Origin of the sequence: Coleofasciculus sp. A1-SPW-01, assembly GCF_040217205.1 — a bacterium.
In the GTDB taxonomy this organism is placed as follows: domain Bacteria; phylum Cyanobacteriota; class Cyanobacteriia; order Cyanobacteriales; family Coleofasciculaceae; genus Coleofasciculus; species Coleofasciculus chthonoplastes_A.
In genome coordinates this window covers 1-23,863 of record NZ_JAVJNP010000110.1, presented here as the reverse complement: position 1 = coordinate 23,863, position 23,863 = coordinate 1, and the positions used below count along the sequence as shown (strand labels likewise).

Genomic DNA, 23,863 nt, shown 5'->3' with positions numbered 1-23,863 from the left:
TAACTAACTCCAATTGCCAATCAGAATAAACGGCGACCAAACGGCTGGATGATTATAATTGACATTAGAAATCATCTTCAGCTGCGCCTGTCTTAACGCTTCTGCCCGGGTGATATCCGGTTGGCGCAGTTGGCGATAAAATTCGGCAATCAGCGGTACAGTTGCTTCATCATTGATATACCACAACGTCGCTACAGCACTCTCAACACCCGCTCGAACAGCGACACCCGCAATTCCTAAAGCGGAACGATTGTTACCCGTCGCGGTTTGGCAAGCACTCAAGGTGAGAAGTTTGACCGCTTCTCGACGACCGCGAGACCGCAATAGATTGTCGAGTTCTTCAATACTAATTTGTTGATCATAACCCAGGATAAAGGTACTCTGGGAATCAACACCAAATTTGCCATGGGTTGCCATGTGAACCACGGGAAAATTTTTGCGTCGTAGTTTGTCTTGCAAGTTCGAGAATGTAAATTCCTGATCAATTAACTCTGTCCCGCCTAAGATTTCTTCAACCACATTTAACTCAGCTTCTACATTCGTCAGGGGGGCAAAGGGAGGTTTGGCAATAGTTAAACCCAGACTCAGCGCTCTTAACTGATTGTGATCTAACGGTTGGCTGGTGGTTAATGACAGACTGGGAGTAATCGCAATGGGATATTTCTCGATCAAAAAGTTTTGACCATCGTGCAGCGCACTCATGGGTATCTGACGCAAGACGCCATCGTTGATGAAGACTAACGTCTTGGGTTGCATGACGGCTAAATCAGCTTCCATGGGACGAATCAGCCGATTATAAATTTTCTGCGCTTGAGGGATATACTGCTCTGTGGTGCGTAGTTCCAGAAAGTAGCGTAACTGCTCGATCTCGGCTTCCATCTCTTCCTTGCTGATCGGGATAGGATAGTTTTTCAGGGAACCATTGGGCGATCGCAGGATCATTTCGGTGCGATCGTTCAAAATGATTGAATAGATAACAGCAGCATTGGCATCGGCTAACCCCTGCTCATTTTGAGCTTTATCTTTGGCGACTTGCACGCATTCATCGCCGAAAAAGTTTTCCAATTCTGCCAGTTTGAGCAGTTCGACGATATCGAGCACCTCTTTGAGGGGTGAAACCGTTTCCTGGGAGTTGACTTCGCTCAAATCGCGACTGGAAGCATTGAGGAGCAAATCAATTAATTCTCGATAAATGGGTTCAACCTGTTCCCGGAAATCTAGTTGTAGCTCTTTATTGGTGACTAAATCGCCGCGAATATTTTGCAACGTCGCGATCGCACCTTCATAAGCAGAAATGGCTGAGGCGATGTTACCTCTGGCTTTCAGCATCCGCCCCGCTTGCCATTGCCAGCGATATAAACTATCAGAGGATTGAATTTGCTGGGCGCTAAATTCAGCTTGGCGGGTTAAATTCATCGCCGTGCTGTAGTCTCCGGCTGATTCATACACCTGTCCTAAGCTCCCTAGGGCAAAGGATTGGGCTTTGGCATCGCCTATTTTTTGGGCTACTGTTAACGCTTGGGTTAAAAGCTGGATCGACTCCTGAATTGAAGCCTCTGACTCGATCTGTTGGAAACTTTCGGCTAGGTGAATCAGGGTATAGGCTTTCTGTCGTGAATCAGGTATTCCAGGGAGGAGTTCTCTGACTCGTTGCCAATTGCTCTGGAGAAATGCCCGATCGCCCTCACTCAAGGGTTCGGCTGAGTTATCGGCGACAGTGGCGGAATGACGACTAATCAGCCAGCGATTTAAATTCATTAAAGCTTTAATTTCGGTCAAACTTCCTATAGCTTGCGCCGTTTCCAGACTTTGCTCAAAGAATAGTCTGGCTTGCGTCCAATCCTGAAGCGCCTCTTGGGTTAAGCGCGTCGCCTGTTCAACATCTCCTTCTAACTCAGCCACCTGCGCCTGATAACTGGATCGGCTGGCTCTGCTGACATAAACATTCCCCACGTTATTTAAAGCCGTAGCGATAAAACTGTTATTATTCAATGCGCGGGCAATTTTGAGGCTCTGTTTGTGGGCAGAAATCGCCTGATCATAGTTGCCTAAACTCCAGTGGGCATTGCCTAAAGCGCCTTGAGCGGCAGCTTCTGCTAAGGAATCTTGGTATTTAGTGGCGAGTTCAATGGCTGACTCTAAGAGGGTAATCGCTCGCGGATGTTGTCCCAAATCATTGTAAGCTTGGGCTTGTTCGGTTAATAGCCCAGCGATCCGTTTTTGGTTTTCGGCATCCGGTGAAGCCTGGTAAATTTGGATCGCCTTTTCCCAGTGTGCGATCGCCTGAGCCAATTCTCCCGTTTGCCGATAGGCTAAAGCCAGGTTATTGTGAACAATTGCTCGATCATTTTCGTCGGTAATTTGAGGTAAGGCTTGTTCCCATAAGTTAATGGCTTGGGAAAATTCTCCGATTTGATAGGATGCAATTCCCTTGGACACGAGCTGTTTTTCAGAAGCCGGTGTGAGCAATTGCTGCTGTTGAATTTCTGTGGCGGGTTCGGCTTGCCCAGTGGACCAGGGATGAAAGCTGATACAAAAGACAAGGCTGGCTAAGGATAATCCAATAAATCGACGCCAAAACTGCCAACCGTGGGACATTTTTCGGAACAATGATAACAATTAACTCTATTTTATAAAATTTTGATCGGAACTGGGGAGTCTGAATTTAAGGGTTTTTGGGTTTCTCAACGGATAAAAACAGGGGACAAAGCGTCTCCTAAGCTGCTACTATATTGTATTTCTTCCGGTCACTGATGCTGAAAGTAGAACAAGAAATAAAAGAATATTACCGAGTATGAATGCTATGGGGGATCAATTGAGGTTTTGGCTCACTAAATGCTTGATAGCGATCGTCAGAATAATTAGGACAGGATTAACGACTCTGACAACCCGATACTCGAATCAACCGTTTATTCTCTGCTGCTTACCCTCTCCCTTTTGCGATCAACAGTCCGGGGTTTCTCTACATCCTTGTCAACTGATGAGCTGGGCGCTACTGTTTTATGTTTAAATGCTTTATTTGGGCTTTAAATTTGGTGTATTTGAGCTGGAGTTGTACTACCTTAGCTCAAGACTTGCCATCGATGAGCCAAACGACTCCAGAGATTCCACCGGGTATCCTGGAACCCACTCGTCCCAATCTGCCTTCTTTACCGACGACGCCCCCAGAGACACCCCCACCTCTTCCCCCCCTCACACCCACCCCAGAACCCTTTCTGACGCCATCACCCGATGTGGAGGTTAATGTCACGGTTGAACGAGTTGAGGTATTAGGGAGTACGGTTTTTTCTTCAGAACAATTGCAAGATGCTGTTGCGCCCTTTATTGGTCAAAATGCTTCCTTTGAAGAACTCTTAGCGATTCGCACGGCGATTACCGATTTATATACAGACAATGGCTACACTACCTCAGGTGCTTTTCTTCCGTCTCAGGATATTACCGATGGTGTGGTGAGCATTCAGGTGGTTGAAGGGAGCCTTGAACGCATTGATATTCAAGGATTAGAGCGTTTGCGGGATGATTACGTGCGATCGCGGATTCAGTTGGCGACGCAAACCCCGGTGAATATTCGTCGCTTGGAGGAAGCGTTGCAACTGCTGCAACTTGATCCGGTACTCGATCAAATTCAAGCCGAGTTATCGGCGGGAACCATGGCTGGAACCAGTGTGTTAACCCTAGAGATAGAAGAGGCAAAACCTTGGATGAGTTCTGTGACTATAGAGAATCGAGACTCTCCCAGTGTTGGTTCCTTGGGGGGAACGGTGAGGGTAGAGAATCGGAATCTCTTGGGATTAGGCGATCGCATCAGTGCCGATTATGGCATAACCGAAGGGGTGGATCAGTATAGTCTGAGCTATGAAATTCCCCTCAATCCCAGGGATGGTGCGTTAAGTCTCAGCTACAACCGTAGCGATAGTGATATTGTTGAAGATCCGTTTTCGGTTTTAGATATTAACTCCAACTCAGAAACCTTTTCGGTTGAGTTTCGCCAACCGATTGTCCATACGCCAACAAGTGACTTTGCTTTGTCCTTGTCCCTGGATTTGCGTCAAAGCCAAACCTTTGTCCTAGATGATATCCCCTTTTCCTTTTCCCTGGGACCCGAAGACGGGGAATCGAAAGTCACTGTGGTGCGATTTAGTCAAGACTGGCTCAACCGTTCTACCGATCGCGTCTTAGCCGCGCGATCGCAGTTTAGTTTTGGCTTGGATGCGTTTGACGCCACCATCAATGATACGGGTACGGATGGACGATTTATGAGTTGGGTGGGACAGTTTCAGTGGGTGCAGGCTTTAGGCGCTGATAGTATCATTATTGCTCGTGCGGGAGCGCAACTGTCGAATGATTCCCTCTTACCGCTAGAACAGTTCAGTATTGGTGGAATTGATACCGTGCGAGGGTATCGCCAAAATCAGCGCGTGGCTGACAATGGGATTATTGGTTCTGTGGAAGTTCGTTTGCCGATTATCAGCCAACCTGAGGGAATTGGAACTGTGCAAATTGCTCCTTTTTTCGATATTGGCACGGTTTGGAATAATGGGGATGAGGTGACTAATCCTAACACCTTAGCCAGTCTTGGGTTAGGACTGTTGTGGCAACGTGATCCCTCGTGGTCAGCACAACTGTATTGGGGAATTCCTCTCAATAACGTTGAGGATGAAGGCGGTTCTCTACAAGATAATGGAATTACCTTTTCTATTCTTTTTCAGCCTTTTTAGGCGATCGATAACAGTAGAATATAATATCCGGACAGTAACTTCTGGATTGGTCTTTATGGATTGACTTGGACTATTGGATGTGATTTTTGGACACGACTCAAATAGGATTGCTATATTACTGTTCAATACATTATGATATGTCTCTAAGCCACTTCCATTTTACATCCCTCTTGCTCCCCTCTCCCCAGAGTGGGAGAGGGGCTGGGGGTGAGGGGTTTTAGTTAACATCAATATCACGAATACCCTTGGCGTATTTTAACAATTCAATCAGTTTGAGTAAAGGGCGACCCGATACAATTGAGTGGATGGGTGGCGTTCATTGATGCAGGCGGGTCGCCCCTACAGCATCGTAGGTTTGTGTTTGTTCAATCCTGTTTAATATTTGCCGAATGTAGGCTGAAATCCCCTCCAACTAAAAAATATATTCCGCCATCTCCCTCATCTCCCGCTCACCTCACCACTGATTCAGCAACCCCTATTGATGTCGGATCATGTCATAGATTTTCACATACTTAGATGCCGAAGCACTCCACGAGTAATCATACGCCATACCTTGAATCGCCAGTTTCTGGAACTCTTCCGGATAGTCATACCACAATCCTAATGCCCGATCCATCGTAGATTCCAACGCATAATAATCGGTGTGATTGAATACATAGCCATTGCGTTTTTCCATGGGGTGATTCGGGTGGTGATCGCGGTCAAACACCGTATTAACCAGTCCCCCCACGCTCCGCACAATTGGCACGGTTCCGTACTTTAAGCCAATAATTTGAGTCAGTCCGCAGGGTTCATAATTACTCGGCACCAGAATAAAATCGGCTCCGGCATAAATCAAATGAGATAATTCCTCATTAAAGCCCAGTTCCAAATGGACATCAGGGTTATCATTTAAGTAGTATTTCTCGTGCCAGAACCAGGAATTAATTGCCGCCGCTGTCGCTGACCCTAATAAAACGAATTGAGCGCCCTTATGCAGGGAGTAATAGATAGCATGATGCACAAGATGAACACCTTTTTGATCATCTAAACGACCAATAAATGCCACAATTGGTTTATCGACATCCTGAAGCCAAAGCTGTTCCCGCAACGCTTTTTTATTTTTCGCTTTATCTTCAAAACTATCCGGGGCGTAGTGATAGGGAATATAGCGGTCTTGTTCCGGATTCCAAAAATCATCGTTAATGCCATTGAGAATCCCAGTAAACTTATCCTGATGTAAATGTAACGTATGACCTAAGCCACATCCGATGGGTGTGAAACGAGCTTCCCAGGCATGATGAGGGGAAACAGTCGTTATCGCATTGGCGTAAACAATACCGCCTTTCATAAAGTTTAAGGCAAAAGGATTAAAATTATCTTTCAGGCGATCATCCTGAAAATAATAGCCTTCTCGATTCAACCCAGTTGCCCACAGGATTTCACTTCCCCCCATTCCTTGGTGTTTAAAGTTGTGGATGGTGTAGCATATCCGTTGATTTTCCATGCCATGATATTTGTAGACCTCAAACAACATGACTGGGAGTAAACCCGTCTGCCAATCGTGACAGTGGATCACATCAGGACGCTTATTACTCTGAAGTATAAACTCTAAAGCGGCTTTACAAAAGAAAGCAAACCGTATGTTATCGTCATCACAACCGTAGTAGCAGCCCCGATTAAAGAAATTATCCTGGGAATGAGGTTCGATAAAGAAACAGACTCGTCCATGAACCCAACCACAATAGACGGAACAGTGAATCGCCGCACCGTACCAGGGTACCCAGAGATTAATATAGGCATCATGGAGTCCCCAGATGTGGTCATAGCGCATGTTGTCGTATTTGGGCAGAATCAGTTCGACGCAATGCCCCTGAATCTCTAATTCCCGACTCAAACCATAAACCACATCCCCTAAGCCGCCGGCTTTGATCACAGGGGCGCATTCAGAGGCAACCTGGATAATGTACATTCCGCTTCCTCACTTAATCATCCCGTTTATTTAAACTAAGATGTTGTACCATTTTTAGTTAGCCTCTGTCATCCGCTAGGCTGGGGAAGATGGGGGAGCTGGGGGAGCTGGGGGAGCTGGGGAAGCTGGGGGAGCTGGGGAAGCTGGGGGAGCTGGGGAAGCTGGGGGAGCTGGGGGAGCAGAGGGAGCTGGGGGAGCAGAGGGAGCTGGGGGAGCTGGGAAAGTTAACTCAAAACTCTACCTTACCTATTACCTATTACCTATTGCCTATTGCCTATTGCCTATTGCCTATTGCCTATTGCCTATTGCCTATTCCCTGACAAATGACAAATGACAAATGACAAAGGAATCATGTACGTATTAATCGGCGGCGCGGGATTAGTGGGGTTAAGTTTAGCCCAGCAGTTAGTGGAATTAGGACATACGATCGCGATTATTGATAAAGACCCTGCGGCTTGTCGGTATGCTCGCGAACAAGTGGGGGTTATGGCATTTGAAGGGAGTGCTGTCACCACCCAAGTGTTACTCGAAGCCGGGATTCGCAAAGCCGATGCGATGGCGGCGGTGCTGCGAGATGATGCCTTGAATCTGGCGATGGTTACCCTGGCTAAACACTATGGCGTTACCCATATTATTACTCGCATCCGCCAACGGGATTTTAAGGAGCCTCTACGCATTGCTGGCGCTCATCATATCATTAGCACTGTTGACTTAGCTGTCAATCGCATGGTCAACGCGATCGAATATCCAGAAGTGGAATCGATTATGCACTATGAACAGGGTCAGGTGGAAGTATTTAAACTGGGAGTACCAGGGGAATCGGATGTTGCTGGGCGTACTGTGGCTCAAGTGATTCAGGATTCTCGGTTTCCAGAGGGTTCTTTAATTATTGGTTATCAATCCCATCCCCATGCAGATTTAGTCATTCCTAATGACAATACGGTACTTGAACCCGGATCAACGATACTTGTGGTGACAAAAGCAGACTTGTTGCACCAAGTCATCAACTTTTTAGGGGTTGGTTCAAAACTTGCGCCACTCTAATAAAATTATATCTATGACTCAAGCTCAAGTAAGATTTTTCAGCTTTGATGACTATCTGTCCTATAATGACGGGACAGACAAGCTATATGAATTGTATAACGGAAAGCTGATCGAAGTGCCACCAGAATCAGGAGAAAACGTTAGCATCGCGACTTTTTTACTCTTGCAGTTTGTTCCTCTCGTCGGTTACTGGCGGGTGAGAAGTCACGGATTGGAACTGGAAGTGCGCGGAGAACCCAGAAATCGCTACCCAGATTTAACAATTATTCGAGAAGAACATATCCCCCAACTACAGCGCCGCAATACAATCCGGCTCTCTATGCTTCCCCCTTTGTTGGTGATTGAAGTCGTTAGTCCTGGTGAACTCCAGCGCGATCGCGACTACATTGCCAAGCGGCGACAGTACGAAGATCTGGGCATTCCTGAATATTGGATTGTAGACCCTCAAGTTCAATCCGTGATCGTGCTAAATCTACAGGATCAAGTTTACCAGGAGGTGGGCATATTTCAGGGAAATAGCCGAATTGTCTCACCCACGTTTCCCGAACTGAATCTCACCGCTGAAACTCTGTTGAACGCAGGTCATTGAATCAGCGGTAGGTAACTCTTAACCAAGAATAGGAAATTCAATTTAAGCTCAGTTCTCTAGCCTAATGTATCTAATAGAACAACTTACCCGTGGTAAAATACGTTATAGTAAGATAATATTTACAACATCATAATGGATTTAGAATCAATGCAGCCAATAACTACAAAAATTTTTGAACTTGAAGATACACTCAAGTCTTGGGATGCTCACTATTATCAACCCCTTGCCCAGCACTATTACGATCAAGCTATTCCCACAATGCTAAAGTTAATGGAAGTGGAACCAGGGGCAACAGTACTCGACGCTGGGTGTGGACCTGGAGTACACAGTATTCGAGTAGCTAAAGAAGGCTACCGTGTTTGTGCGATCGATACTAATCATCTTCCAATTTTAACAACAGCTCATCAATCCGTTTAATTCGCTCTTGTACTACGGCTTCAGACAAAATCCGCTTACGCAAGGCGTCTGTTAACGCTCCTTTTTCTGCCAAAAGTAATTGCCGACGAATCGTTTCTAGTTTCGTGCGATCGCTCCGATTTTCTGGTGAGTCTTCTGAACGCTGATTATAGATTTCCCGCAAGGTTCTATCAGCCGTGGCGACTCGCAGTTGATAGGATGCTCGCATTTCTTCATAAATCGATTTAGGTAATACCCCAGCTTTCAGGAGACTGTCTAATTCATCTTGTGCAGCTTTAGCCGTCATCAATTGAGCTTGCAATTCTTCAATTTGCTGATAGGATTTTGAACGATAAGATAACTTCAAATGCCGTACCACCCACGGTAAACTTAATCCCTGTCCCACCAGAGAGAACAAAACAATTCCTAGAACGATAGCCAGCAGCGTCTCCCGCCCGGGCAAATCAGCAGGTAGACTCAAGGCGAGGGCGGTGGAAAGGGAACCTTTAATATTACCAGCGAAGAGAATATGTCGCCAACGTATTGGAATCGGTTTATCAAAAAAACGGACGAAGGCTAACAACGGATAAACCGTGAGCAAACGCCCAACTTGATAGGCAATAAAGGCTAAAAGTATAGCGGGTAAAGTTTGCCATAGGGTAATGATGTTTATCTCTAAGCCAATCAGCAAGAAAATAAACGTATTCACCCCAAACCCAGCATATTCCCAGAAGCTAAATAAGGTCACTTGATTCGAGGCGGATGTTACCTGAGAATGCTCAAAATTTCCTACAATAAGTCCGGCGATTACCACAGCAACCACACCCGAAACATGTAGCAACTCTCCAGCTTGGAATGCGCCTAAAGCTAGAGCCACGGTGAGCAAAAGTCCGCCCAATGGATCATCGGTTTGGCTCAATAATCCAATACTTAGATATCCTAACGCCGCGCCGACTAAAGCACCGCCAATTAACACGAATAAAAATTCTTGAACCACATCCAGCGCGGATAAGGCTCCTGTTTCATGAATTGTCAAAATTAGGCTAAATAAGACCAACGCGACATCATCGTTGAGTAGGCTTTCTCCCTCAACCAGAGTCACCAGTCGGTGGGGAACCGAAACCTCTTTAAATACAGCAATGACTAAAGCTGTATCGGTAATGGATAAAATCACACCTACCATCGTGGCGGGTATCCAATCAAGACCTAATTCAACTTTCAATAAAACCGAGGTAATCCCTGAACAGAGTAAAACACCGGGTCCGGCGAGTAAAGCAATCGGCTTAATCGTGCTGCGGAGGCGGGAAATATCGGTATTAATTGCCGCTTCAAACAGGAGAATCGGTAAAAAGAGATTAAAAATCAGCGCCGAATCCAAGCCGATACGACTGGGTAAGAGTTCCGTAATTGCTAATCCGGCTAACACTAACCCTGTAATGTAAGGGATACGGAATCGCCGCGAAACCAGAGCCACGGCTGTAGCGACGAGTAACAGAATAATCAGGAAACTGACGACTTCTGCCACATTCCCTTTATCCTCACTGACGGGAACAGCCAGGAGGATGCGATCGCTAAACCATTGCCCAGGGTTTGTGAGTGTTAAGCTGGTGATGCTATTCGTGATCAATAAATTCACTCTTGGCTCAATCCCGTATCTTTCATGTAACTTAACAACCAATTCGCCATCGTAGCTCGACGAGTCTGTCTCGGACCAAATTCGCCGATTTTATAGCCTTTAAATCCTAACTGTTCTTTCAATAACTGTTTATTTTCCTTGGGAATCGAACGAGTGAGTTTAGTGGTGGCGGGACGACTCTCGATAAAGTTGGGGGGTTCTGGATACTTTTCATACCATTCTGGAGGTACGTTGGTACAATCCCATTGGCTTGTTTCTGGGTCATAGCGATACCCCAAATAATGCCAGACAAGCTGATTGACGGTATCATCATCCAGTTCTTCGTTCAAGATTTGCCAAAGGGTTTCGGTATTGAGTGGAGGAATTTGAGCCATCAGTTTAACAGTTTTGAGTTTTGGGTTTTGAATGTGTAGGGGCGGGTTTGACGACTATCCTTTCTGGGCTTACCCAAATGCGACTAAACCCGCCCCGACTTGACCCTTCGCTTTTCGGGCATAGTTTTGAGCGGCTATTTGGCGCTAACCATTGATGATAATGTTACCTCAAAACCTGTTCTTCTGGAGTCGGATAGTGTTGAGTGTAGAGAAATAACCGGGTACGTCTGGTGGTGAGTTGCTCCTAAGCAGAAGGCTTGACTAACAGGACTGGTGTGTGCCTAATACCGATTTTGCCAACAAATTAGAGTACAATAGATGCACTTACATTGATGTATAATCATATCAGCAATATTGTCTCTTTTGCAAACTTGTTACTTTTCCCTAAAATGGCTAACTCAGAAAATGCAATTATTGAGAATTATTTAAACTGTCGCCAGCAGGTTCTCTCTGAACTGTCTTCTCAGGAGTTATGGAATGCTTGCAACACTGATAGCGAGGATAATCCTCTGTTTTTTGTGGCTCCCACTAGATCTTCATATTTTGCTTGGGGAGATATATCTTTAAAGCAATTTAATAAAACCACGAATAGCTTTACTCTTTTGAAAACTGAAATTCTATACTTAATCCCCTTACCCCCAGCTTTTCGTGTCAACTCTTATGAAGCTGGTTGTCCTGAGCCACTAACTGGCTATCAACCTACTCAATTGGAAAGATATGAGTGGACTTTAGAATTAGCAAAGGTTATAGATTCATGGCTAATGGCTGCTGTTGTGTATGAATCAAATTTGCTTGCAACAGAAGCTCGATTAGATGTTATGCATAAAATTTTTGAGAAAGAGAGTTTATTTGAATTATGTAGCACATTAAAATTTAGCAATTTAGATTGTGAATTAACCTGGAGTAACAGAATTGAATATTCTTCGCTGACAACAGAAATATTGAGTAAAATCCCAAAAAAAAAATCCAGACAAAATTTTTATTGATGAAGGCGAAATCCCCAATAAACCAATTGAATTAATAAATGGCATAAGCCAAGTCTTGGAAAGTTATGATTTATGGAACACCTGTAATACTTATGAAAGAGGGGAAGACTTGTTTTTTATACCAACTATAGAAGATAGCAGTGCTTTTAACTGGTATTTACTTGACATAGAGCAAGATATTACTATTCTTCAGGAACTCACAGAAATGCTGCCCGGGTTTATAGAAGTTCCATGCCCTCCTGCATTTAAACCTAATCAAGAGCAAAGCAATCCTTATCCCACAGTAGGTTATCAACCGAGTGTAAAAGAAAGATATGACTGGACGCTCGATTTAGCTAAAAGACTTGATGCTTGGCTGTTGGCAACTATATTCTATGGCATAAATTCCCTTTCCAGAGAAGATAAGCTTAAAACAATAAATCAAATCAATACTATAGGAACAATAGTAGAACTTAGCCTTTCTGGAGAATTTGATGAAGCCGAATGTAGATTAAATTGGTAATATTGGCAATGAATTTAAAATAAATTTTTATGACGAAATATATTTTGTTGATAAACTCTTTTAAGCTTCTTAGAATTTAAAAATATAATACCCCCTTTAGGGTACAATAGTACTGTTAGAGATTATTAGTTGTGAACAGCAAAAAATGGCATCGACAAATAAGGGAAAAAATAAATCAAAAAAGCTAGTAAAACCTTTCTTAAAGTGGGCGGGAGGGAAAAGACAGCTAGTTCCAGTAATTCGAGAAAACCATTTACCTAAGAATTACAACCCAAATCGGCATACCTACTATGAGCCTTTTGTGGGTGGAGGAGCGCTCCTCTTTGCCCTGCAACCCAAAAAAGCTGTGATTAATGATTGTAATGCAGAACTAATGAATTGTTATAAAGTAGTGAGAGACTCGTTGGATGAACTCATTGATGATTTAAATTATCATAGAAATGAAAAGAATTACTATTATGCGGTTAGAAGTTGGGATCGTGATCAAAGTTTTGACAATAAGACTTCAGTCCAACGAGCTTCAAGAATTATATTCCTGAACAAAACCTGTTATAATGGTCTATTCAGAGTGAACTCTCAAGGTCAGTTCAACGTACCTTTTGGTAGATACAAAAAACCGAATATTTTAGAAGAAGCTGTGTTAAGAGCTGTCAGCCAATATTTAAATAATAACCAAGTTAAACTGTCAAATATAGATTTTGAAGAAGCTGTTCAAGGAGCAAATAAAGGAGATTTTATTTACTTCGATCCACCTTATGATCCCATTTCCGATAGCGCTTCATTTACAGGCTATGATGTCAATAAATTTAATCGAGATGAACAAAAAAGATTAAAAGAAACAGTTGATGAGTTAAACCATCGAGGTTGTAAAGTTTTACTCAGTAATGCTTACACGGATTTTATTGTCGATTTGTACCGTGACTACAACCACACTCAAGTATCTGCGATTAGAGCGATAAACTCAAATCCCAGTAAAAGAGGTAGAGTGGATGAAATTTTAGTAAAAAATTATGAATAACTCACGCGAAGAAACCGAAAAAACGAAGAATGATGTAGCTTGGGAGAAAATATTTCAAGACTATTCAGTTTTGGACAGACTCTCTCAAGACGGTTTCTTTGAAATAGACTCTGCTACAATAAATCAGTTTAGAGAAAGTCGGTTAATGGCAAAGTTTGACCACTCTATTAACCGACCGAAGATTTTTAAAGACAACAATCTCTCTATACTACCTGTTTCTAGGAATAAATACAAAATTGGATATTTTGATGCCTATTTAAAAGTTAAGTATGAATCGAGTTTAGAGCCAATTGGGGTTGAACCAACCGAACTAGAAACTATAGACTATACAAATTTATCTTCAGAAAGCTCGGTGCTAAGTTGTGCTTTTAATACAGGTATTATAGCTGATTTACTAGATGACGGAGAAGTCCATTATACAGTTTCAGGTAGAATGTCCACAGGTAATTTTTGTTTTTTTGTCAAAAATACTTTAAATGAAGATGCCTATAATATTTCTGTTTCAAATTCTCAATGTGAAATAGATGCAGGATTTGAAAGTAATAATTATTTTTTAATAGTAGAAGCCAAAATGGGTGAAGTTAAAGATTTTTTGATTAGACAACTTTATTATCCATATAGGCTTTGGTCAAACAAGATTAATAAAAAAGTAGTACCCGCTTTAATAACTTATTCTAATTTAACTAGCATATTTAGTTGCTTTATATATGAATTTACTGATGATTTAAGATATAATTCTATAACGTTAGTAGAAAAAAAGGACTATATTATGACACCTGAACGCATAACATCAGAAGATATATCAGAGATTTTTAAGTGTATTGTTTTAGTTCCTGAACCCCCAAAGATACCCTTTCCACAAGCCGATGAGTTTGATAGAATAATAGATTTACTTTCCCTTTTACTAAACAGGGAATTAACTAAAGACGAAATTACAGTAAATTATGAATTCGATGCAAGACAGACTAATTACTACACAGATGCTGCCAGATATCTGGGACTAGCTGATAAATATAGAGATCCCACTACCAAAGAAGTAACGTTTTGCTTGACTTCGGAAGGAACAGACATTCTGAATAAAAGCTATAAAGTGAAAATATGTGCGTTAATTAGAAAAATATTAGAGCATGAAGCTTTCTATAAAACCTTTGAGTCTACTATGAGCAATGGAGAGATTCCTGAAAAAAATGAGGTTTGTGAAATTATGTCAACTTGTGATTTAGGTATAAGTCAAACAACTATAGAAAGACGCTCTAGTACTGTTCGTGGATGGATAGCTTGGATATTGAAATTGACATCTGATGTTTGACAGGGCGAAGAATTCGCGACGGCAATTTAGCCGTCGAACCGAAAAATCTGGGCGCAAATGCGAGAGTCCCTACGAATGTTGCGAATGCGTGAATTTTTGCGATCGCTAACTGCTTTTTATGGCTTTGTGTTGACAAAAATTTTAATGTTATTCATAAAAATAGGGTGGGCATTGCCCACCCTACAAAGATGCGATCGCGGATTGGATGGCTTACTGCCAGACAAACACTTTGGCTTCGTATCCGCCAAGGTCAAGGGTTAAAGTGTTATTGCTGGCTTCCACCTCATAGTTACCTGTCCATTCGTGCCAAATTCCATTCTCCGGAAAGTTGGAAAGAGTATATCCAGTGAGGAAATTATCAGAAAAATTGACAACGACAGCAACACGAGAGCCTTCACCATTCCAGCGCACATACGCCATAACTTTGGTGTCTGCATCTTCAAAGAAGAAATTAATGTTCTCTGCATAGAGAGCCTGATTGTTTTTTCGCAGTCCGATTAACCCTTTATAGTAGTCGCACAACCCGCGATTATAATCATTACTCAGTAGTTGCCAATTAATCTTTCTCGATTCCATAGATTTCGGCTTATATTCCCCGAACTCTTCACCCATCCAGAGTAAGGGAATACCGACTGCTGTCATTAACAAAACTGCCCCTAACTTGAGCCGTTTGAAAGCTTCTTCATCAAAGATTTCCCGATTGGCTAACTCAACCATCAGGCGTTCGTGATCGTGGTTAGTTAGGTAATTTACAACATTAGTCGCTCCCAGGTAGCCTTGACGCTTACAATCAATCACATCCTTAAGAGATTCTAAATCAAACCTGTCACCACAGATATGAGGTTTGACCGTGTGATAAAAGCTATCATGCCAGCAACCATCCATCGGTCCATCAACATTGGTGATGCTGGGATTGTCGGGAATATATTCAGCAATGTTGTAAAATGGCTTTGCCTCTGCTGTTTTTTTAGTCTCTTGAACAATCCAATGCATAAATTCGTAGTTGGCAATTTGCCGCGCTGCGTCGTAACGGATGCCATCAATATGATATTCAGTGATCCAGAAACGAACCACATCACCGATAAACTTCCGCGCTGGGTAAGTCTCTAGATTTTTGTCGTAATGTTCGTAGTTAAACTCTGGTCCCCAGTTGTTATCTGGGTCACGGGGAGCGTGATGATACCAGTAATCATGGTCAATTTGAGTGAGAGGGTTTTCCGCTTCTGAGTGATTGTAGATCCCGTCCATAATCACCCGAATTCCTCTGGCATGACACTCATCGATCAGATGTTTCAATTCATCTGTAGAACCATAACTGGACTCAGTAGCAAAGAAGTAGCGAGGATTGTACCCCCAACTGTAGTCACCGGGATATTCTTTGATAGGCATTAACTCAATGGCGTTAATTCCCAATTCCACCAGATAATCTAATTTTTCAATAACATGCTGGTAATTCCCCCGTGGATAAGCATCATCTTCGCCACCAGAAAAGTCACCGACATGCATTTCATAGATGACTAATTCATGGTCAGGAGGTAGGGGTTTATCATCATGCATCCAAACGTAAGTATCGACGATGCGTTCTCCATCCTTGATCCGCACGACGCAGTTTTGAGTCGGATCTTCAATATCGGTAGCGTAGGGATCATTGACATCTACCCATTGATCGGCTTCAAAAAACCAAGATTTGGATTGAACCCGGAATTTGTATTTATAAATACCATCTTCAAGTTCAACGGACGTGCGAAAATACCCCTGCTTATCTTTCTCCATGGGAATTTCTTCCCAATTTGAGAAACAGCTAACCAATGAGGCTCCTTCGTTGTAAGGAGCAAATAAAGCAAATTCAATAGGAGCAGCCATTTATTTGACCCCCTTAGGGTAAAATAAGGATTGTTTAAACATGATGCTTATCGTAAGCGGTATTTTACAGGGATAGCTATCTAGCGGAAGATAGATATTGCAATCCATATCTGGTTATTTCGATCATGCAGGCAAGCAAGCTGCACGAAACATTAAACACAAAGCCGTTGTTGAATACGGTCAAAATTAATCAAGGTACCCACGGACTGTGGGGAATCCAAACGCCATCGGTTTGGTAACCAAACCCCTCGATACACCCGACTGGAGGATATACTTTGTTCAAGTCTTAAGTAATATAAACAAGTGAGGACAAGTTTACCCCTCCGGGGATGGCATTGCCTGACAGTTCTCACCATCTGAACCCACAATCTAACGATGGACTGTCGCTTACAATTCGAGTTACTTCCATCATCAGAACACAACTATGGCATCCTCCGACTCCCAAACCTCTATTCCTGAACCTTCAAACCAAGAGTGGGAATCCTCGGATTCTATTATCTCTGAGGCAGACCAACCCATACGAAAATCATCACCCACGCCGAAATTATGGCTAGGGTTGTTACTCACCCTGTTAGTTTTCGGCGGTGGTGGTTGGGCGGCTTGGCGTTTTTTACTGCAAAATAACTCACCCCCAACTGCTCAGCAACCTCAAGCCACCCCGGTAAAACTGGAGCAAGTCGAATCAAGTACCCTGGAAGACAGTTCTCAGTTTGTGAGTACCTTAGAGGCGGAACAAAAGGTGGAATTGCGACCTGAAACGGCGGGTCGAATTACCCGAATTGTCGCTTCATCGGGCGATCGCGTGCAAGCTGGAGATATAATTCTACAACTGAAGCCAGAACGAAGTGAAGCTGAACTCAGAAGTGCGATCGCGGATGTTAATGCCCAAACGGCTACCCTGAATAATGCTCAAGCCGAAGTCAGAGCCGCTCAAGCCGATATTGCCCGTCTCAAAGCGGAAGTGGGACGCCAAGCGGCTGAAGTGCAAAGCCGAGAAGCCGATTTAGAACTGGCGCGGGTGAACTATCAACGGGCTGAACAGTTGGTAGATCAAGGGGTTCAACCCAGACAAGAACTCGATGATAAAAAACGCGATCGCAATCAAGCCATCGCCGCCCGTGACGCCTCCGCCCAAGCCTTATCCGCCTCTAAGGAAGCCCTGAATGTGGCACAACAACGAGTCCAAGCCGCCCAAGCCACGGAAGCCAGAGTCGCCGCGAACCTGTCTAGCGCCAGGGCGGATGTGGAGGTTAAGCAGGAAGAATTGCAATTTAATCGCGTTGTCGCTCCCATTAATGGGGTGGTTGGGGATATTCTCGTCAAAGTGGGAGACTATGCAAACGTGGGTGATACCCTCACCACCATTACTCAAAACCAAACCTTAGAAGTCGAAATTCCCATTGACGAACAGCAAAAAGAGAGGATACGCCCGGGACTCACCGTTGAACTACGGAATCAAGGTATCCCAGATACTGAACCACCCATTGCCACAGGGCAGATTAGCTTTATTTCACCACAAGTGACTAAAAATTCCCAAACCCTCTTGACAAAAGCCACATTTTCTAATCCAAATGGTAGCCTGTACGATCAGCAGAAAGTGGATGCACGAGTCATCTGGGAAAAACGTCCGGGTGTGTTAATTCCCGTCAATGCTGTATCGCGTCTGGCGGGGAAACCTTTTGTCTTTGTCGCCCAACCGCCAGAGGAAGCCAAACCGGGCGCACCTGAACTCATCGCCAAGCAACGCCCTGTGACGTTGGGTAATATTCAAGGGAATCGATACCAAGTTATCGAGGGGATTGAACCTGGCGATAGAATCGTTGTCTCCGGTATCCTTAATTTGTCCGATGGTGCTGCGATTATTCCAGATTCTTAGTTATTTGTCTTATGTCATTGGTCATCTGTCATTCGTCATTTGTCTTATGGAAACTGTAGGGGCGACCCGCTTGCTCTAATTTCCAACACCAATCCTTCAATTAGGTCGGGTCGCCCTTTACTATTACCTATTCCCCATTCCCTATGACACACCGAGCGAAGCCGAGGTGTTCCCCATTCCCTCTTCCCTATTCCCTAAAAAATGTTTGTTGAATTTTTCATTAAACGACCTGTATTTACAACGGTTTGCTCCCTGATCATCCTGCTAATTGGAGCAATTAGTATTCCCACGCTACCTGTTGCCCAATATCCTGATATTAGTCCCAAACAAGTCAGCGTCCAAGCCAACTATAACGGTGCCGATGCTCAAACCGTGGAAAATGCGGTGACGACTATCTTGGAACGGGCAATTAATGGTGTTGATGGGATGCGCTACATGACATCTAGTAGTAGCAATGATGGCACCAGTTCGATCAATATCACCTTTGCCCCAGACAAAGATCAAGATATTGCAGCCGTTGATGTCCAAAATCGTGTCTCTTTAGCTGAACCCCAATTGCCAGAATCTGTACTCCAAACTGGAGTCACAGTAAATAAGGAATCGGCTAACTTCCTGATGGCATTTGGTTTGTACTCAGAAAATGGTGAGTACGATAATCTCTTTTTAAGTAACTATGCAAACTTGTATTTGGTAGACGCCCTAAAACGAGTGAATGGGGTGGGAAATGTGCAAATTTTTGGCGAACGTACTTATGCGATGCGGCTTTGGCTTGATCCCCTGCGTCTGGCTAGTCGGAATCTGACGGCTCAAGATGTGGTGGATGCATTGCGGGAACAGAATATCCAGGTGGGTGCAGGGCGTATTGGTCAACCCCCCGCGCCAGAGGGACAGCAATATCAAATTGATTTACGGGCAATTAGTCGCTTGGAAACGGTTTCAGACTTTGAGGAACTGATTTTAGCCACTGATGAAGATGGCACCCTGATTAAACTTAACGATGTTGGACGTGTGGAATTAGGGGCGCAAAATTATGGCACATTCCTGCGATTTCGGGCAAATGAAGCAGTCGGGTTGGGGATTAATACCGTTCCTGGGAGTAACGCTTTAGAAGTCGCTGATGCGGTGAAAGCGGAAATGGCAAAACTGGCGGCGGATTTCCCACCGGGGATGACTTATGATATTGGCTTTGATACGACCGATTATGTAAACCAGTCCCTCTCGGAAGTGGTGTTCACCCTGCTAAAAGCGGTGGGATTAGTGGTGTTGGTTATTTTTGTCTTTTTACAGGATTGGCGTACTACGATTATTCCGGCGATTACGATTCCGGTGTCTCTAATTGGTACGTTTGCCTTTGTCAAGATTTTTGATTTTTCGATTAATAGTTTGACCTTATTTGGGTTGACTCTAGCCACGGGGATGGTGGTGGATGATGCGATTGTGGTGGTTGAAGATATCACCACCAAGATTCAACGCGGAGGTATTAAATCTCGACAAGCGGCGATTATTTCCATGCGGGAATTGGTGGGGGCGGTTATTGCTACATCCTTGGTGTTAATGGCGGTATTTATTCCCGTGGCTTTCTTTCCCGGAACAACGGGGGCGTTATACCGACAATTTGCGTTAACCATTGCCTTTTCAATTGCCGTCTCCACGTTTATGGCGCTGACCCTGACGCCAACCCTGTCTGGCTTAATCTTACGGCAAAAGCCAGAGGCGACAGGGTTGTGGGGTCACTTATTTGATGGATTTAATCGGTTCTTAGAGGGGATGCAGCAGCGATATCGGCGATTTCTGATTATCCTGACTCGCGTGAAAACTCTGGTGATTGTGGTGTTTATTGGTTTATTGGCACTAACGGTGTGGGTTTACGATAGTGTGCCATCCGCGTTTCTCCCGGATGAAGACCAAGGCTATTTTATGACGATTGTCCAAGGACCGGAAGGTTCGTCGCTCAACTACACCCATGACGTGATTGAGCAGATTGAAGATATTATTTTACCCCTGGATGAAGTGCGAGCCACGTTTGCGGTGGGCGGTTTTGGTTTTAGTGGGAATACGGCGAATAGCGCGATCGTTTTTACCACGCTGAAGCCTTGGTCAGAACGAACTGATCCCTCTCAGTCTGCTGAAGCTGTGATTAATAAAGTCCAGGGTGCTTTGTTTGGGATTAAAGAAGCCAGAGTGTTTCCGGTGAATCCTCCCTCAATTCCAGGCTTGGGGAGTTTCGGTGGGTTTCAATTTCAACTGCAAGACCGCCGAGGTAATTTTAGCTTAGATTCACTAATTGAAAATATGGGAAAATTGCTCGGTGCTGGTAATCAGAATCCCCAGTTACAGGCGGTGTTTAGTACTTATGCGGCGAATACCCCCCAGTTGCAGATTGAGGTGAACCGTAACCGGGCGAAGGCGTTGGAGGTGGATATTGATGATATCTTTGAGACGTTGCAGACCTATTTGGGGTCGCGTTATGTGAATGACTTTACTCTAGAACGACGTACCTATCGGGTTTATGTCCAAGCTGACGCCCAATTCCGCTCAAATCCAGAGGATATTAATCAACTTTATGTGCGTTCAGCACGGGATGAGATGATTCCTTTGGGGAATTTGGTCACGGTGACGCAAACCACAGGGGCGCAAACCATTAATCACTATAACTTGTTCCGCTCAATTGAAATTAATGGGTCAGCCGCGCAAGGAGTCAGTTCGGGAGACGCGATTCAAGCCATGGAAGAAGTCGCTGCTGAGGTATTACCGCCAGGATTAGGCTATGAATGGTCTGGGTTATCCCTGGAAGAAATCCAGTCTGGCGGTCAAGCGACGATTATTTTCGGCTTTGGTTTGGTCTTTGTGTTCTTGGTGTTGGCGGCTCAATATGAAAGTTATATCGACCCGATTATTATTCTCTTGGCGGTTCCCTTGGCGATTTTGGGAGCGCTAATGGCGCAATCGTTGCGAGGTTTACCGAATGATGTCTATTGTCAGATTGGCTTGGTGATGTTGATTGGTTTAGCCAGTAAGAACTCGATTCTGATTGTAGAATTTGCCAACCAGCTACGCGACCAAGGAATGACGCTGAGGAAAGCGGCGATTGAGGCGGCGCAGCAGCGTTTGCGACCGATTTTGATGACGGCGATTTCTACATTGTTCGGAATTTTTCCCCTGGTGATTGCGACAGGTGCAGGGTCAGGAAGCCGTCAATCCCTGGGAACGGCGGTGTTCGGGGGAATGTTCATCGCCACGTTCCTGAGTCTGTTTGTGGTTCCTATCCTCTATATTGTGATCAAATCGGGGAGCGATCGCTTGTTTAATTCCCCTGGCAAAAACCAGAAGACACCGGAGTCACAAGAGCTTGAGCCGAAACCTGAAGTAACAATGCGGTAATATTTGTTAAAGGAATGCCGCCAAATGTATCAAAAACGATGAACAAAAATTATCTAATGTTAACAAAGCCATAATTTTGTTGCAAAAATTGACTTTAGTTACCCAGTTTCCCTAATCTTTGGTAAATGTAAACGTAGAATACAGCAAATTACTACAGTTTTTTCAGTTTAGGTTAGGGAAAATGAATAGTAAGCGAATTATTTTTTCCAGCGTTATCACAGGTATTGCGGGTGTAATCTTAGGCATCGGCGTGGCTGAAATTAATCATGCTGATCAGCGACCCAATGCCATGTCTCAATATGCCACAATTGGCGGTGTGATGGGATTAGCCGTGGGTGCAGGTCAACAGGCGCTGCGAGAATTAGAGCAAGTGTCGGAAGAGTCATAAGTAGGTGGGAACAATTAAAGTTAACGGCTGAGATCGTCATTCGTCATTTGTCATTTGTCATTCGTCATACTCGCTACCCTTGAGAAGCAAGCTACGCCCTTTGTAAGGGTTTGAGGCTTGTTTACATAACTCCATAAGGTTGAATTTATTTCCGCAAACCTGCTTAATAGACGCGCTATATAGCGATCCTCGTATAACCAAGTAAATTTTAGCTGGCAATTTAAGACTTTGAACCCGTTTTAACGGGTTTTAGCTTTTAGCCAGAACTTTAGTTCTCGGCTATTTCGGTCTACATACTTAATTCTTGAGTGAGTGCGGTAGAGACGTTGCACCGAACATCTCTACTCATTCATTAGTCAAAAAATGCAACAATGTCAAGAATTATTTAGAAAACTCATAGACGACCAAAAGTCCATGGGCAGTTCCCAAACCTTGCTGGAAGTTCCACTCTAGATTCCGCAACAAATAGGCAAGTTGGGGTTCAACTAAATTGGCTCTAGGGTCTTCAAAACACAGTGTCGGTGCAGTGCGTACCACGTTGCGAATTGTACGGATCGCGTCTTGGACAACAGGGGGATAACCCGCTTGCGGTTCAGCTAATAACTTATGGGGGTTGCGCCACTGACCAAGAGCATCAATACAGGCATAAACGACTGCATTCCAAGCATCTTGAAAATTGGAGAAGAAGCGATTGATGTGAGGATGATCCGGATGAGGATTGTACTGAAAAATTAACTGAGACAAATCGGTGCGACAGTTAATTTCATGTAGAGAGTTAATCGCCGCTCGAATTGGAGGCGCTTCCGGATTAAATTCACGGGTATTCATGTGGCGACCCACCAAAATCGAGCGATCGCACAATCGTCGTCGGGAAATCTTTACCCCTTTACTCTCCGCTACGGCGTGGATAAACTGATCGAACTCCTCGCCACCCCAATACCGAATCTCGAATCGTTCCACCTCAATTTCGCCCCTAGCATCTGGGGGATAGATGTAGGACATCGAGTAGGTATTCATCGTGGATTGTTTCCCAGCCGATTCGCCCCAATAACGGGGCCACTCATAGGAATAGCGACCCAGAAAATCGCCCACAAAAATGGCTTTGTCTCCTATATGGTCGCAAATATCGCCAATCACTCTGGCTAATGAGCGATCGTTGAGGTGTGACAATGCCCCATAAGAAGAAAAGTAGATATCGTAGGCAGGTTCCCCCGCAGCAATGGGTAGCCCTTCATTCAAATCCGCGACTTCAAACTTGGTTTGCGGGTGGTCAGCATGGAGAGTTGCGGCTTTCTCAATCATCGCTGGACTGATATCCACACCCTTGTAGTGACCAATATCCTGATAATCCAGCACAGTCTTAATCTGAGCATCGAGTGTTGGCGGAGTTTGAGGTAAACTCGTCAGAATACCTAAGCCTTCTCCTGCACCACAACCCAAATCCATCACCCGCAGATCAGTTCCTTCGTCTTGCTTCTGGATAACGAGGGGACTGAGAAAATGACTCATGACATTACGGTTAAAGCGGTCTTCCCATAACCGTCTCACATTGTCATGTTTACCAAATAGACCGGGAGAATGATGGTCATAAGCACCAATCGCTACAGCTTTAGCGTAATTTTTAAGAACGTCGAGTTGCTTCATGCGGTTGAGATTGTTGCTAATTAGGGACATTCATCAATGCCTGATTCTGTGACATACTCCTACACCAACCTGAGTACAGGTATGGTGTAGGCTTCCAAGACAATCCGACTATTGTTTAGGAGACTCTTGGCTTTATTAACGACACGGGATGCCCCTCCGCGCCGGAACAATACAAAAGTCTGTTCGTG

The 23,863-nt window shown here is 44.2% G+C and carries 17 protein-coding genes; 11 read left to right on the top strand and 6 right to left on the bottom strand.

The window, feature by feature from the left end:
- Nucleotides 1–3 precede the first annotated feature (3 nt).
- Nucleotides 4–2,598, bottom strand: a complete 2,595-nt coding sequence (locus RH949_RS16755) for a CHAT domain-containing protein (RefSeq protein ID WP_446354667.1) — start codon at nt 2,596–2,598, stop codon at nt 4–6.
- 404 nt (nt 2,599–3,002) lie between these two features.
- On the opposite strand from RH949_RS16755, the gene RH949_RS16750 reads away from it, so the two are divergent.
- Complete coding sequence (locus RH949_RS16750; RefSeq protein ID WP_446354665.1) at nt 3,003–4,718, top strand: ShlB/FhaC/HecB family hemolysin secretion/activation protein; 1,716 nt, start codon at nt 3,003–3,005, stop codon at nt 4,716–4,718.
- Between the two features lie 475 nt (nt 4,719–5,193).
- On the opposite strand, the gene glgA is transcribed toward RH949_RS16750, so the two are convergent.
- Complete coding sequence (gene glgA / locus RH949_RS16745) at nt 5,194–6,669, bottom strand: glycogen synthase GlgA (protein ID WP_446354663.1); 1,476 nt, start codon at nt 6,667–6,669, stop codon at nt 5,194–5,196.
- A 351-nt stretch (nt 6,670–7,020) separates the two neighbouring features.
- On the opposite strand from glgA, the gene RH949_RS16740 reads away from it, so the two are divergent.
- The 3 genes from RH949_RS16740 to RH949_RS16730 all read left to right on the top strand — a co-directional run bounded on the left by RH949_RS16740 (nt 7,021) and on the right by RH949_RS16730 (nt 8,719).
- Nucleotides 7,021–7,713 carry a potassium channel family protein gene (locus tag RH949_RS16740; protein ID WP_006099009.1) on the top strand — a complete coding sequence of 231 codons (693 nt, stop codon included), beginning with the start codon at nt 7,021–7,023 and terminating at the stop codon, nt 7,711–7,713.
- Between the two features lie 13 nt (nt 7,714–7,726).
- Nucleotides 7,727–8,302, top strand: a complete 576-nt coding sequence (locus tag RH949_RS16735) for a Uma2 family endonuclease (protein ID WP_006099074.1) — start codon at nt 7,727–7,729, stop codon at nt 8,300–8,302.
- Between the two features lie 147 nt (nt 8,303–8,449).
- On the top strand, nt 8,450–8,719 hold the full coding sequence (locus RH949_RS16730) for a class I SAM-dependent methyltransferase (protein ID WP_198016373.1): 270 nt from the start codon (nt 8,450–8,452) through the stop codon (nt 8,717–8,719).
- Here RH949_RS16730 and RH949_RS16725 read toward each other — a convergent pair.
- Together RH949_RS16725 and RH949_RS16720 are read right to left on the bottom strand one after the other, a co-directional pair.
- Nucleotides 8,676–10,262 (bottom strand): cation:proton antiporter, encoded by a 1,587-nt coding sequence (locus tag RH949_RS16725; protein WP_232231647.1) that lies wholly within the window; start codon nt 10,260–10,262, stop codon nt 8,676–8,678. The two genes, RH949_RS16730 and RH949_RS16725, sit on opposite strands and share 44 nt — an antisense overlap.
- 68 nt (nt 10,263–10,330) lie before the next feature.
- Complete coding sequence (locus tag RH949_RS16720) at nt 10,331–10,708, bottom strand: DUF1823 family protein (RefSeq protein WP_006098847.1); 378 nt, start codon at nt 10,706–10,708, stop codon at nt 10,331–10,333.
- Nucleotides 10,709–11,040: 332 nt separating this feature from the next.
- Here RH949_RS16720 and RH949_RS16715 point away from each other — a divergent pair, with 332 nt between their 5' ends.
- The 4 genes from RH949_RS16715 to RH949_RS16700 all read left to right on the top strand — a co-directional run bounded on the left by RH949_RS16715 (nt 11,041) and on the right by RH949_RS16700 (nt 14,523).
- The gene (locus tag RH949_RS16715; RefSeq protein ID WP_446354660.1) at nt 11,041–11,694 is read left to right on the top strand and encodes a hypothetical protein; all 654 of its coding nucleotides are present in this window, start codon (nt 11,041–11,043) and stop codon (nt 11,692–11,694) included.
- A 55-nt stretch (nt 11,695–11,749) separates the two neighbouring features.
- Nucleotides 11,750–12,196, top strand: coding sequence for an alfin (locus RH949_RS16710; protein WP_446354658.1), 447 nt, complete (start codon nt 11,750–11,752; stop codon nt 12,194–12,196).
- A 145-nt stretch (nt 12,197–12,341) separates the two neighbouring features.
- Nucleotides 12,342–13,214, top strand: coding sequence for a DNA adenine methylase (locus tag RH949_RS16705; protein ID WP_446354656.1), 873 nt, complete (start codon nt 12,342–12,344; stop codon nt 13,212–13,214).
- Nucleotides 13,207–14,523: a type II restriction enzyme gene (locus tag RH949_RS16700; RefSeq protein WP_446354654.1), complete on the top strand. Its 1,317-nt coding sequence runs from the start codon at nt 13,207–13,209 to the stop codon at nt 14,521–14,523. Before RH949_RS16705 ends, RH949_RS16700 begins: the two co-directional genes overlap by 8 nt.
- A gap of 210 nt (nt 14,524–14,733) precedes the next feature.
- Here RH949_RS16700 and RH949_RS16695 read toward each other — a convergent pair whose 3' ends face one another.
- Nucleotides 14,734–16,386, bottom strand: coding sequence for an alpha-amylase family glycosyl hydrolase (locus RH949_RS16695; RefSeq protein ID WP_446354652.1), 1,653 nt, complete (start codon nt 16,384–16,386; stop codon nt 14,734–14,736).
- A gap of 424 nt (nt 16,387–16,810) precedes the next feature.
- On the opposite strand from RH949_RS16695, the gene RH949_RS16690 reads away from it, so the two are divergent.
- From RH949_RS16690 to RH949_RS16680, 3 genes are all read left to right on the top strand, one after another.
- Complete coding sequence (locus tag RH949_RS16690; RefSeq protein ID WP_446354650.1) at nt 16,811–18,262, top strand: efflux RND transporter periplasmic adaptor subunit; 1,452 nt, start codon at nt 16,811–16,813, stop codon at nt 18,260–18,262.
- 201 nt (nt 18,263–18,463) lie between these two features.
- Nucleotides 18,464–21,643, top strand: coding sequence for an efflux RND transporter permease subunit (locus tag RH949_RS16685; RefSeq protein WP_446354648.1), 3,180 nt, complete (start codon nt 18,464–18,466; stop codon nt 21,641–21,643).
- Between the two features lie 181 nt (nt 21,644–21,824).
- The gene (locus tag RH949_RS16680) at nt 21,825–22,031 is read left to right on the top strand and encodes a hypothetical protein (protein WP_446354646.1); all 207 of its coding nucleotides are present in this window, start codon (nt 21,825–21,827) and stop codon (nt 22,029–22,031) included.
- Between the two features lie 381 nt (nt 22,032–22,412).
- Here RH949_RS16680 and RH949_RS16675 read toward each other — a convergent pair whose 3' ends face one another.
- The gene (locus RH949_RS16675; RefSeq protein ID WP_157453039.1) at nt 22,413–23,705 is read right to left on the bottom strand and encodes a class I SAM-dependent methyltransferase; all 1,293 of its coding nucleotides are present in this window, start codon (nt 23,703–23,705) and stop codon (nt 22,413–22,415) included.
- Nucleotides 23,706–23,863 lie beyond the last annotated feature (158 nt).

Bases quoted from the DNA above. Each gene is read 5' to 3' on its own strand.
- RH949_RS16715 (WP_446354660.1), top strand. From the start codon at position 11,041: ATGTATAATCATATCAGCAATATTGTCTCTTTTGCAAACTTGTTACTT.
- RH949_RS16735 (WP_006099074.1), top strand. From the start codon at position 7,727: ATGACTCAAGCTCAAGTAAGATTTTTCAGCTTTGATGACTATCTGTCC.
- RH949_RS16755 (WP_446354667.1), bottom strand. From the start codon at position 2,598: ATGTCCCACGGTTGGCAGTTTTGGCGTCGATTTATTGGATTATCCTTA.
- RH949_RS16740 (WP_006099009.1), top strand. From the start codon at position 7,021: ATGTACGTATTAATCGGCGGCGCGGGATTAGTGGGGTTAAGTTTAGCC.
- glgA (WP_446354663.1), bottom strand. From the start codon at position 6,669: ATGTACATTATCCAGGTTGCCTCTGAATGCGCCCCTGTGATCAAAGCC.
- RH949_RS16730 (WP_198016373.1), top strand. From the start codon at position 8,450: ATGCAGCCAATAACTACAAAAATTTTTGAACTTGAAGATACACTCAAG.
- RH949_RS16680 (WP_446354646.1), top strand. From the start codon at position 21,825: ATGAATAGTAAGCGAATTATTTTTTCCAGCGTTATCACAGGTATTGCG.
- RH949_RS16690 (WP_446354650.1), top strand. From the start codon at position 16,811: ATGGCATCCTCCGACTCCCAAACCTCTATTCCTGAACCTTCAAACCAA.
- RH949_RS16700 (WP_446354654.1), top strand. From the start codon at position 13,207: ATGAATAACTCACGCGAAGAAACCGAAAAAACGAAGAATGATGTAGCT.
- RH949_RS16705 (WP_446354656.1), top strand. From the start codon at position 12,342: ATGGCATCGACAAATAAGGGAAAAAATAAATCAAAAAAGCTAGTAAAA.
- RH949_RS16750 (WP_446354665.1), top strand. From the start codon at position 3,003: ATGTTTAAATGCTTTATTTGGGCTTTAAATTTGGTGTATTTGAGCTGG.
- RH949_RS16720 (WP_006098847.1), bottom strand. From the start codon at position 10,708: ATGGCTCAAATTCCTCCACTCAATACCGAAACCCTTTGGCAAATCTTG.
- RH949_RS16685 (WP_446354648.1), top strand. From the start codon at position 18,464: ATGTTTGTTGAATTTTTCATTAAACGACCTGTATTTACAACGGTTTGC.
- RH949_RS16675 (WP_157453039.1), bottom strand. From the start codon at position 23,705: ATGTCCCTAATTAGCAACAATCTCAACCGCATGAAGCAACTCGACGTT.
- RH949_RS16695 (WP_446354652.1), bottom strand. From the start codon at position 16,386: ATGGCTGCTCCTATTGAATTTGCTTTATTTGCTCCTTACAACGAAGGA.